The sequence below is a fragment of the Ancylobacter sp. VNQ12 genome, from assembly GCF_049445835.1.
Classification (GTDB): Bacteria; Pseudomonadota; Alphaproteobacteria; order Rhizobiales; family Xanthobacteraceae; genus Ancylobacter.
In genome coordinates, this window is sequence record NZ_JBMSDU010000010.1 from 1 (window position 1) to 11,632 (window position 11,632).

Here is an 11,632-nt window from a genome sequence, read left to right on the forward strand (position 1 = left end):
TCTCAGCCCATGTCACGACCAGATCACCCTGAGACCCGGTCTCCCGCCGCATCGCCATCTCACACGCCCCCGTCCGAATCGCGATGTTCAGACGGAATCAGGCGAATGCGACTTCGTCAACGGGCTGTTAACTGGAAATCCCGAAGAGTTGGAGCAGGTGGCCGATGCGCCAGCGCCGAGGACGAGTAGGCCGTTTCCTTGCGATATCGATCGAGTAAGATACGCCGCGTCCTCAAGAGAAATATGCATGCTTCTGCCCCACCTACGAATTTATACAAATTTCATACGACTTTAAATAATACGCAAGGGGGCAAAAGAACCGTCCCAAAATTTTGGGTTTCGGCACTGCGCCTGTCAGGCTCTCTTGGTTGGGCTTAGGGCACGTCTCAACCCATTCTCGGTGAACTTCCTCAACAGATACATCTGTCGAATGCTAGTCGAAGGCGAGTTAAAAAGTCTATAAATACTTGAGTTGTGGCCAGATCGACCCTGCACGTTCAGCAACCGGAGACATAATCGTAGCTGTCTACATTCCTAAATACATCAGTTCGACCACTCAGATCCTAATCAGTTCGACTCCGGTAGCCGCCCCGCATTCGGCATGGATTGCCCCAGATTGGCGTTCGGCGTCGTCCGCGCTGCTGGCACCTGAACCTGCACCTTGGCGGAGGAAACCGCTGCCGCGCCGCTGGTGAGGCTTTGTTTCAGCCGGTCCGCGGCACGCTCAAGCAACCCGACGCCGGTACGCATGGCGTCAAGGATTGCGGTCGCTGCATCGGCACCGCCGCTCTTCACGGAGTCGCCGGCGCCGTCCATGGCGGCGCGTAGTCGATCAACTGAATGGCTGTCGATGCTTTCGATCGGCGGCGGCGCCGGTATCCAGTTGTCTCCGCGACCGGGCGACGGTGCCGGGCTTGCCAGTAGGTCCGAGTGTCCGTCCTCGAAGACAGAGCCGCCGGGAACAGCTTCGTTGAAGCGCAGGGGGGCGCCGGCCGGGCGAAGCGGATTGGCGGGCGGCAGGGGCACGGTACGAAGCGGATTGGCGGCAGGCAGCGGCACGCCTGTCGCAAGATCCGTGATGTTCCCCCAATTCGCCGCCTCCAGCTTCTGCAGCCAGAGAGGCGGCGTGAACGAACCCGCGTCGATAGCCGCCCCATAGCGCTTCGCCTCGGCTTCGGCATGCGCCTGGTAGAGTCGTTCGAGCTCACCGGGCACCTGCGGAAACAGGCCGTTCTCATAGTCGATGATCGAGCCAGCGGCTGCGGCTTGATGGCGTTGCGCCGTTGCCGCAACATCTTCAGGGTTTGGCTTCCAGCCGCCCTTGATCGCCATCGCTCGAACCTCCTCGGGCGAAGACGACATGTTGAACTTCAGTCGCTCCCATGCCGACATGCCTTCCTTGCCCTTCTCCACGGCCGTGAAGAAGTCGAGTTCCCGCTGTCGCATTTCGTTGAGATTGTTGAGGCCTTCGGCCAGCCCTTCCGCCCCGCCGGTAACGCCGAGGCCGTCAAGGAACCCGCCGGCCGCGTTGGTGAGCTCCTTGAGCGAATTGCTGAGGCGGTCGACCCTGGTCTGCGAGTCGGCCAACACGCGCTTGAGGTTCGCCTCGGTGGTGCCGGCCGAGTTGTTCACCGCGTCGACATAGCCCTGATAGGCATCGGTAAGGGTGAGCATGGCAGTCACGGCCCGCCGGGCTTCCTTGTCAGTGTAGATGGACGAGATGAGCATGTTTCGCTGCGTGTCGCTCATGCCGTTGGTCATTCTGCGCAGCACGTCGATCACGGCTTCGAACTGGTTCTGGCCCTTCTTCGCCGCATCTTCCAGCACCCTGCCGATATCAATGCCGCGCTTCTTGAAGGCGTTCGCCACGGTCGGGGAGAGCGTCTTCTCGATCGCATCGCCGACCGCCGTTGCCGCCTCGCTCGAATCGCCGGACACCTGCCGCACGGTTTGCAGCATGGCGACCAGCTTGCTGGTGCCTTCCAGCCCGGTAAAGCCGAGCTTGGCGGCGGACGCCGTCAGGCTCGGCAGGTACTGTGCCATGTCCTTCAGTTCGAACTGGCCGAGCTGCCCGCCGGCCACCAGCATGTCGAAGGCGCGCTGCATCTCGCTGCCTGCCACCTTGAACGAGGTTCCCAGCGCGTTCGCCGAAGTCGATAGTTCGTCGGTGGCCGCTCCACTCGCCTGCGCCGTCGTGAGAATGGACGGAAGGAAGGCCATGGCCTCCGGCAGGCTCTTGCCCGTGGCAACCAGTGCGTCGAGGCCGGCATAGGCTTGATCGAGCGGCAGGGCGAGATCCATCGACATCTTGGCGATCTGCTTGGTCGCCTCTTTCGTTTCGGCGTCGGTGGCGCCTGCCGCCAGGCCTACACGCGTCATCTGTCGCTCAAGCGCGGCGAAGCTCTTGATCGCCGCCGCAGCGCCAATGCCGCCGAGCGCGCCGGCCGCCAGCCCGCCGGCGCGGCTAAGTCCAGCCGCGACCGCCTGATGCCGGGCGGCTGCTTTTTCGACCCTGGCGATTTGGGCAGACTTGCGGGCCGCCTCGTCCGCCACGCGTTGGGCTCTCTTGATCCGCGCTTCGACGGCGGCGAAGGCTTTCGCTGTGCGGTCTTGGGCGGAGATTTTCAGTTTGGCTTCGATTTCGCGGGCCATGGTGCATGTCCTTTCGGGTTCAGTGGCCGGAAAGCCACTTCGAGCGCAGCACGCTCCGTGCTTTCGGTTCTGGGGAGGGGGCAGAGATCGCAACGCTTGCCATCGGCGCGGCAGCGATCTTGGTCGCGGCGTCGGAGAGGGAGAGGCCCGCGGCAAACAGGCCGTGCAGCGCCGCAGTCGCGTACACGCGGCAATCAAGCGGCTCGTTCCGCACGCCGGGATCCGGCACCCATTCGATGCGGGCGACGCCTTTGAGGTAGCGCCGCACAGGGCGCTCGGCGACGAGGCCGGTAAACCAATGATAGTCGCGCTCGGCCGGCCAGTGGCAGGCCCCGGCGCCGCCATCGTCGATCCGTAGCCGCGAGAGCAGCCCGTGCTTGAGGGTGTCGACGCCGACGATATGGACCGGCGCCAGGTGCGCTATGCGCGGCTTGGGCGGGCGCTTCGGCCACGGCGGCACGCCAGGGCCACCGCGTCCCTTGATCGCCCATATGCGCCGGTTCAGCCGCTCGGCGGAGAAGGTCATCACCATGTCGGTGCGATGCCCGCCGGAATCGACGGCAGCGGCGAGCACGGGAAGATCGGGGATGGCCTTCGGATGCCGGAAACGCCGGGCGAGCAGCCGATCGAGCGCGGCCCAGACTTCCGGCCTCGAGGTGTCGCCGTGGATGATCTCATAGTCGAGCGACCAGCTCGCTTCGCCGCGGCCCCAGCCGACGAACTCCACCTCGATGCGATCGTCTTGCGTGTCGACGCCGGCGGTGATGACGGCAACGTCTTCCGGCAGCAACTCGGTCCACGGCACGTCGCAGGCGATGCCGCGGGCGGCGAGAGCATCCGGCGCCAGTGGCGCCATATCGCGATCCTCGAACGGCTCGCCAAGCTTCAGGTTGGTCCACGTCTTCAGCCGCGCGGGGTCGCGTTTCGAGGCGTGGAAGTCGACGGCGATCTCGCCCCAGCTCTCAAACGGCGAATACAGGGCGGAGAGGTGGAAGCCGGCGGTGAGGCCGTCGCCCTCGGCCGTGGGGCGCCACTCGCCTTTTGCCAGCATGGCCGGCTTGTCGGCTTCCTCGATCACGCCGCCGCAGGCCTCGCAGGCATAGAAGGCCTTGCGCGGCTCGCCGTCCGGCCAGGTAACGCCGCGCCAGGTGAGTGCCTGGTGCGTGCTGCAATGCGGGCAGGGCACGAAGTAGCGCCGCTGGTCGCTCTCGGCATAGGCCTTTTCGATCCGCGACACGCCGGCCTCTGTCGGCGTTGAGATGAGGAAGATCTTGCGCCTGCCGCGAAAGGTCACGGTGCGCTGCACGGCGAGCGCCACCGGATCGCCTTCGCCATCGGCATCAGCGGGGAAGGCGTCCACCTCGTCGAGCACGAGATAGCGCGCCGGCGTCGAGCGCAGGCCGGTCGCCGAGTTGGCGCCGGTCATGATCAGAGCGCCGCCGGGAAACTCCTTCAGGCCGACCGTATTGCCGGGATCTTTCGCGCGGGCGGGAGCGATGCGGCTGCGCAGCGCTGGCGTGCCCTCGATCAGCGGCTCGATGCGGGTGCGCGAGTTTCGGCGCACCATGTCGAGCGAGGGCCACACGGCGAGGATTAGGCCCGGCGCATGGGCGATCCAATAGCCGATGGCGTTCAGGCCGGCTTCCGTGCCGCCGGTCTGTGCCCCCTTCATCAACACCACTCGTTCGATTGCCGACGAGGTGGAAAGGCAATTCATGATCTCGGCGAGGTAGGGCACGCGGCTGGTGCGCCACGGCCCCGGCTCGGCATTGGTGCCCGGCAGTGTGCGGTTTGCATCGGCCCATTCGGTCACGGTCATCTGCAGTTCGGGCCGCAGCCCACGCCGCCAGGCCGTGTCGACCAGCTCAGTGGTGAGCTCGGCGAGGTCAGTCATGGGGAATACCCTCCAGCGGCATGTCGGCCAACGTGACCAGCTGGGAGCGCACAAGGCGGTCGAGCACGGCGACGACGGCGGCGAGGTCCGCCCCGGAGCTGGAGGCGATCTCCGGTGCCGCACGGTTCACCCAGCCGAGCCAGGCGTCCCGCTCGAGGCGGGCGCGGTTCTCGATCGTGCGCAGCGCCGCCGCACGGTCGATGACATGGCGTCCCATCTTCTCCGCCTTCAGCCGGGCGATCTCGGCCTCGGCGGCGTCGCGCACCGCACGAGACGACAGCAGGGCAGGCGAGGGCGTCACGCTATCGACCGACGCACGGCGGCGGTTCGGGTCGACGTTCGCAGCTACCCAGGCCGTACCGCGCCCGACATGGATGCGCTGGTTGGGCTCGACGGGAAGGCCGGCGGTGATGAGCTGCGACACCCGCCCAGGCGAGACGCCGAGCAATTCAGCGAAACCCTTCTTGGACAGGGTTTCCGCCGGCTTACCGCCGGCATCACCGAAAAGGGATGAGCTATGCAAATCCTGCATCCTCAACCCTTCCTCAAGCCGGGAAGTTTAGCGGCTAAAACGGGTCCGTCTGGCAAAGTCTCGCGTCGCGCCGGACCCGTGCGCCTAGGCTGGGGGAGGACCCGCGCCAGGTGCCGCAGCTCGGCCTCGATCTCGGACTTCGCTTCGTGGAAGGCCTCGGGGTTACGATGCGAGGGGACGAGGCGGCGAACACGGTTCGCCAGCTCTTCCAGCCTCGAACCCCATTCCCCGCTTGCTTCTACTGTCCAGTGACGCAGTGACGGACAGTGACGCACTGTGCCTATAAAGGGAATGCGCGTGCGCGCGTCACCCACGCGCTCGCGCCCGTCATCATGCGCGCGAGTGTGGTGTATAGGGTTTATAGGGGCGCGTGCGTCACTGTCCGTCACTGCGTCACTAATCGGGGACATCGTGCGCGTGCTCATGATGCACTTCCCTTCGGGACGTACCAGCGGATTCCGCCGGTCCCGCGCTTCGCGCTTGGCCCCCAACCGAGCCGGTCAAGACAGGCGATGATGCGGCGCTGATCGGCGGTGCCGATGCGCGACATGTCCATTCCTAGGCCGAGCGTCGCGGCGTTGCTGATGGTGACCCGCTGTTGGCCGACGAGCCATTGCCGCAGTGTCTCTTCCCAGGCGTCCGTTTCGAAACGCGCCTCCTGCTCCGGTTTGATGTGCTCGCGCTCGAAATCCGCTGTTGGCCACCATCGGCGACCTTGCAGATAGAGCTGGTAGGCCTCGGCAATGAGCTGGTCGCGGTCGCGCAGCAGCGCGTTGGGATCGATGGTGCCGACCTTCACTGGCCAATAGCGGCGCCCGCCCGTTTCGTCGCGCAGATAGGTCGCCTTGTTCGTCGTGCCGATGAAGACGCATTGGCGCGGCTGATCCACCTCTATGCGGCCATAGGGCGGTCGGAAGCGTTCCACAGAGCGGGTCAGGAAGGCCTTGAGGATGGCGTCCTCCGCCTTGCTGAGAGCCGACATTTCGGCGATCTCGATCAGCCACTTACCGCGCAGGTGCAGACTGGCGTCCTTGCCGCTGGTGACGTCCGGCATGTTGTCGGAAAACCAGTCGCCGCCGAGGATTCTACAGGCGGATGACTTCATCGCACCCTGCGGCCCTTCCAGCACGAGCATGTAGTCCGCCTTGCAGCCCGGCTCGAAGATGCGGGCCACCATCGCGATCAGGAACATGCCGCCGATCTGCGACGTGTAGAGCGTCGGCTCGCAGCCGAGATAGGTCTGCAACCATGTCGCTACGCGCGGCGTGTCATCCCAGCGAAGGCTTTCGACGTAGTCGCGCACGGGATGGTAGCTTCGCTCATGCGCTCGGATATCGACCGCCTGATAGGTCGTATCCTTGCCCAGGCGACCTAGACCGGCATACTGCAAGTACTCCTGCAGCCGGTTCACGTCGTTGTCGCACACCTGGCGCGGGACGAAGTCGTCATCAGGGAGCACGTGGCCTTTGCCCGGCGCCGGCACCGGACTTTCGAGCATCAGCGAAGCTCGGAATGCGTCATAGGAGAAGATGCCGGAGATAGCTGGATCGCTGCGCAGCGCATGAGCCGCATTCGCCAGGTTGCCGAAGGGCTTGCCTCGATCGTCCCGGGCGCAGTCCTCCAGCCAGCCCGTAGCGTGTGATACCGTCGACGCCCGAGAGCGCCGCCCTCGCTTTCCCGCTGGCACAGGCGAAATCGAAGCCGTCTCCCGGCCTTCGGGGAAGACGGCATCGATTATCGCACGGTCCGTATGGTCGGATCCGACTTCCAACTGCGTCCCTTTCGTCTTGCGGCGATAGGGAACGTGGATATGTATAGCTCACGCGGTGCCGGGGCTTCCCAAGCTGCATACGAGGGTTCGATTCCCTTCGCCCGCTCCAGCCCTTCCCCGATCGGCAGCCGGTGCCGCCGGACGTCTCAGCCCTGCCGGCTGATGAAGGCCTCGACCTTGTCGCGGTTCAGCGCGAACCATTGCAGAGCGAGGAGGACGAAGGCGTTGCCGATCGTGCCCGGAAACGGGGTGGCGAGGGCGCGGAGCGCCTCCTCGACGGTCACCAGCAGCGGGCGGGTGTGTTCGGTTTCGCCGGGCTCGCCGGCCTCGGCGGGTACCTCGGTGGAATCGATGAGGCCGAGGAACAGCGTAGCGAACTCGTCACTCACGCCAGGGCTCGGCAGGAAGGTGAGCATCGGCAGCAGCGCCCGCGGCGTCACGCCGATCTCCTCCTGGCATTCGCGAGCCGCCGCCCGTTCGATCGCTTCTCCCGGGTCGACGAGACCGGCGGCGAGCTCGATGATCTCGCCCTTGCTGGTAGCCAGATGCGCGCCGATGCGGAACTGCCGGATCAGCACGAAGCAGCCTGCCGCAGGATCATAGGCAAGGACGGCGACGACAGGCCCGACCCGCAATATGTCGCGGCGCTGGTGCAGCGGCGCGCCGCCGGCGCCGGCGATGGTGACCTCGAAGCGCTCATAGGGGCGGAAACCGTCGCCGACCGAGCGAGGCGCCTCGAAGGTCAGTTCGACGGCACGGTCGAGAATCTCGCCGAACTCTGCGCGCTCGTTCACAATCCGGCCTCGTGCGGCATGTCAGTGGGAAGCGTCGCCCGCCGTCTCCATGTCGAAGGCGGCGGCGAAGAGCGTGCGGGTATAGTCGGTCTTCGGCGCGGCGAACAGCTCTGAGGCCGTGCCCTGCTCGACCACCACACCATGCTTCATCACCATGAGGCGCGAGGCCAGCGCGGCGACGACGCGCAGGTCGTGGCTGATGAACATGTAGGTGAGGTCGCGGCGCTGCTGCAGGTCGCGCAGGAGGTCGACGATCTGCGCCTGCACGATCATGTCCAGCGCGCTGGTCGGCTCGTCCAGCACGATGAAGGAAGGTTCCAGCACCACGGCGCGCGCAATGGCGACGCGCTGGCGCTGGCCGCCGGAGAATTCATGGGGGTAGCGGTGACGCGTCTCGGGCTCCAGCCCGACATCCTCGAGCGCGGCGACCACCCGCGCATCACGTTCGTCGGCGCTGAGGCCAGGCCGATGCACGCGCAGCCCTTCACCGATGATGTCGGCGATCGACATGCGAGGGCTTAGCGAGCCGAACGGGTCCTGGAACACGATCTGCATCTCGTTGCGCTGCGCGCGCATCTCGTTGAAGCCGAGCGTGTCGATGGGCTTGCCCATGAAGACGATGGGCCCGGCGCTGGAAATCAGCCGCAGCAGGGCGAGGCCCAGCGTGGTCTTGCCGGAGCCGGATTCGCCGACGACACCGAGCGTCTCGCCGCGGCGGATGGCGACCGAGACGCCGTCCACCGCCTTGATGTTGCCGACCGTGCGGCGCAGCACGCCGGCCTTGATCGGGAACCACACCTTGAGGTCCTTGGCCTCCAGCACGACCGGCGCCTCGGGATGCGGCATCGCCGGGTTGCCGCGCGGCTGGGCGGCGATCAGCGCCTTGGTATAGGCATGCTGGGGGTGGGCGAAGATGTCCGCCACCGAGCCGGTCTCGACGATGCGGCCGTGGTTCATCACGCAGACCCGGTCCGCCACCTTGCGCACGATGCCGAGGTCATGGGTGATGAACAACATGGCCATGCCGAGGCGCCGTTGCAGATCCTTCAGCAGTTTGAGGATCTGTGCCTGCACCGTCACGTCGAGCGCGGTTGTCGGCTCGTCGGCGATCAGCAGCTTGGGCTCGTTGGCGAGCGCCATGGCGATCATTACGCGCTGGCGCTGGCCGCCGGAGAGCTGGTGCGGGTAGGAGCCGAGCCGTGTCTCCGGCTCGGGAATGCCGACCTCGGTCAGCAGCTCGATCACCCGCGCGCGCGCCGCCGGCCCGCTCATACCCCTGTGCAGGAACAGGATTTCGCCGATCTGCTGCTCCACCGTGTGCAGCGGATTGAGCGAGGACATGGGTTCCTGGAACACCATGGTGATGTCGTTGCCGCGCACGCTGCGAAGGCCGCGTTCGGACAGCCTCATGAGGTCCTGCCCGTCGAAGATCACGCGGCCGGAGGGGTGGCTGGCGGCAGGATATTGCAGCAGCTTGAGGATGGAGAGCGCGGTGACGGACTTGCCGGAGCCGGACTCGCCGACGAGCGCGAGCGTCTCGCCGCGCCGGACCTGGAACGAGACATGATCGACCGCGAGCGTCGTCCGCTCACCCTGCGTGAAGGCGACGGACAGATCCTCGATGGAGAGGAGGGGTGGAGTATCGTGCACCGGCGCCGCGCTCACTGGAAAGTCTTCCTCGGGTCAAAGGCGTCGCGCACCGCTTCGCCGATGAAGATCAGCAGGCTCAGCATGATGGCGACGGTGAAGAAGCCGGTGAGGCCGAGCCAGGGGGCCTGCACGTTCGACTTGCCCTGCGCCAGCAGCTCACCCAGCGAGGGCGAACCGGGGGGCAGGCCGAAGCCGAGAAAGTCCAGCGCCGTCAGCGTCATCACCGAGGAGGAGACGATGAAGGGCAGCATGGTCAATGTCGCCACCATCGCGTTGGGCAGCATGTGCCGCCACATGATGACGGCGTTCGACACGCCGAGCGCCCGCGCCGCCTGCACATATTCGAAATTGCGCGCGCGCAGGAATTCGGCGCGCACCAGTCCCACGAGCGACACCCAGGAGAACAGCAGCAGGATGCCGAGCAGCACCCAGAAGCCGGGGGCGAGGATGGAAGAGATGATCAGCAGCAGGTAGAGGGCCGGAATCGACGTCCATATTTCGATGAAGCGTTGGAAGATCAGGTCGGTCCAGCCGCCGAAATAACCCTGCACCGCGCCGGCGGCGACGCCGATGGCGGAGGAAATAATCGTCAGGATCAGGCCGAACAGTACTGACAGGCGGAAGCCGTAGATGAGGCGGGCCAGCACATCGCGGCCCTGGTCGTCGGTGCCGAGCCAGTTCCATTCCAGCGCGGCGCATCCCGCGCCGGGATGGCCGAGCTTTTCCGCCACCGGTGCGCATTGCGCATTGGTGAGCATCCAGGTCGGCGGGGAGGGGGCGGGGGTCGGCAGATCGAGGTTGTGCGTCGAATAGCTGTAGCGGATCGGCGGCCAGACCATCCACCCGCCCTTCTCGGCGATCAACTGCTTGAGATAGGGATCGCGATAATCCGCCTCGGTCTCGAAGTCGCCGCCGAAGGTGGTCTCGGGATAGGCGACAAGGCCGGGGAAGTAGTAGCCGCCGTCATATTCGACCAGGAACGGCTTGTCGTTGGCGATGAACTCGGCACCCAGTGTCAGCACGAACAGCACGGCGAAGATCCAGAAGCTCCACCAACCGCGCCGGTTGCGCTTGAAATTGATCCAGCGGCGCTGGTTGATCGGCGACAGAAGGGGGCGCCGCGGCGCCTCCGCAGGGGTGCCGGTCGGGTTGGTCGGAGGCAGGGCGGTGCTGGCGGCGTCCATCTTCAGACGTCCCGCGTGTCGAAGTCGATGCGCGGATCGACCCAGGTGTAGGTGAGGTCGGAGATGAGGTTCACCAGCAGCCCGACCAGTGAGAAGATGTAGAGATTGGCGAACACCACGGGGTAGTCGCGGTTCAGCACGCTCTCGAAGCCGAGGAGGCCGAGCCCGTCGAGCGAGAAGATGGTCTCGATCAGGAGCGAGCCGGAGAAGAACGCGGCAACGAAGGCGCTGGGAAAGCCGGCGATGATGATCAGCATCGCGTTGCGGAACACATGGCGGTACAGCACCGAGCGTTCTGATAGCCCCTTCATCCGCGCGGTGACGACGTATTGCTTGCGGATCTCGTCGAGGAACGAGTTCTTGGTCAGCAGCGCCATGGTGGCGAAGGCGCCCAGAACCATGGAGATGATCGGCAAGGCGAGGTGCCAGAAATAGTCGAGGATCTTGGCTCCCAGCGAGAGCTGGTCCCAGTTGTCGGAAGTCAGCCCCCGCAACGGGAACCAGGAGAAGAACGAGCCGCCGGCGAACAGGATGATGAGCAGGATCGCGAACAGGAAGCTCGGTATGGCGTAGCCGATGATGATGATCGCCGAGGTCCACACATCGAAGCGCGAGCCGTCGCGCACCGCCTTCGCAATGCCGAGCGGGATGGAGATGGCGTAGGTGATCAGCGTCATCCACAGGCCGAGCGAGATGGAGACCGGCATCTTCTCGATGATGAGGTCGATGACCGAAATGTCGCGGAAATAGGAGCGGCCGAAGTCGAAGCGGGCATAGTCCCAGATCATCTTCAGGAAGCGCTCATGCGCCGGCTTGTCGAAGCCGAACTGCTTCTCCAGCTCCTTCACGAAGGCGGGGTCGAGGCCCTGCGCGCCGCGATACTTCGAGGCGGTGGGATCGCCAGCCGGCGCTCCCTGTCCGGCGCCTCCGAAATCGCCGCCGCTGCCGCCGGAGATGCGGGCTGTGGCGTCGGTGCCCTCGCCGGTGATCTGGGCGATGACGCGCTCGACGGGCCCGCCCGGCGCGAACTGCACCACCGCGAAGGAGATCAGCATGATGCCGATGATGGTCGGCACCATCAGGGCGAGGCGTCGGACGATGTAGGCGAGCATGCGTTGAGGCTTCCTCCGCCGGGCTTTGCCAGCCGCGGCGCAC

At 65.6% G+C, this 11,632-nt stretch carries 8 protein-coding genes; all 8 read right to left on the reverse strand.

Features of this window, described 5'->3' with window-relative positions; translation table 11 throughout:
• Positions 1 to 567 precede the first annotated feature (567 nt).
• The 8 genes from ACO2RV_RS14365 to ACO2RV_RS14400 all read right to left on the reverse strand — a co-directional run bounded on the left by ACO2RV_RS14365 (position 568) and on the right by ACO2RV_RS14400 (position 11,589).
• Positions 568 to 2,652, reverse strand: a complete 2,085-nt coding sequence (locus ACO2RV_RS14365) for a phage tail tape measure protein (protein ID WP_423294101.1) — start codon at positions 2,650 to 2,652, stop codon at positions 568 to 570.
• 19 nt (positions 2,653 to 2,671) lie between these two features.
• Positions 2,672 to 4,546, reverse strand: coding sequence for a phage terminase large subunit family protein (locus tag ACO2RV_RS14370; RefSeq protein ID WP_423294103.1), 1,875 nt, complete (start codon positions 4,544 to 4,546; stop codon positions 2,672 to 2,674).
• Positions 4,539 to 5,069: a hypothetical protein gene (locus tag ACO2RV_RS14375; protein ID WP_423294105.1), complete on the reverse strand. Its 531-nt coding sequence runs from the start codon at positions 5,067 to 5,069 to the stop codon at positions 4,539 to 4,541. The genes ACO2RV_RS14370 and ACO2RV_RS14375 overlap by 8 nt, the downstream gene beginning before the upstream one ends.
• A 430-nt stretch (positions 5,070 to 5,499) precedes the next feature.
• A complete protein-coding gene (locus ACO2RV_RS14380; RefSeq protein WP_423294107.1) occupies positions 5,500 to 6,849 on the reverse strand; it encodes a VapE domain-containing protein in 1,350 nt (449 codons plus the stop codon).
• A 146-nt stretch (positions 6,850 to 6,995) separates the two neighbouring features.
• Entirely contained in the window at positions 6,996 to 7,643 is a 648-nt protein-coding gene (locus ACO2RV_RS14385) for an NUDIX domain-containing protein (RefSeq protein ID WP_423294109.1), read from the reverse strand.
• A gap of 21 nt (positions 7,644 to 7,664) precedes the next feature.
• On the reverse strand, positions 7,665 to 9,308 hold the full coding sequence (locus ACO2RV_RS14390) for an ABC transporter ATP-binding protein (protein WP_423294111.1): 1,644 nt from the start codon (positions 9,306 to 9,308) through the stop codon (positions 7,665 to 7,667).
• On the reverse strand, positions 9,305 to 10,477 hold the full coding sequence (locus tag ACO2RV_RS14395) for an ABC transporter permease (protein ID WP_423294113.1): 1,173 nt from the start codon (positions 10,475 to 10,477) through the stop codon (positions 9,305 to 9,307). The genes ACO2RV_RS14390 and ACO2RV_RS14395 overlap by 4 nt, the downstream gene beginning before the upstream one ends.
• Positions 10,478 to 10,479: 2 nt before the next feature.
• Complete coding sequence (locus ACO2RV_RS14400) at positions 10,480 to 11,589, reverse strand: microcin C ABC transporter permease YejB (protein ID WP_423294115.1); 1,110 nt, start codon at positions 11,587 to 11,589, stop codon at positions 10,480 to 10,482.
• Between the last annotated feature and the right edge of the window lie 43 nt (positions 11,590 to 11,632).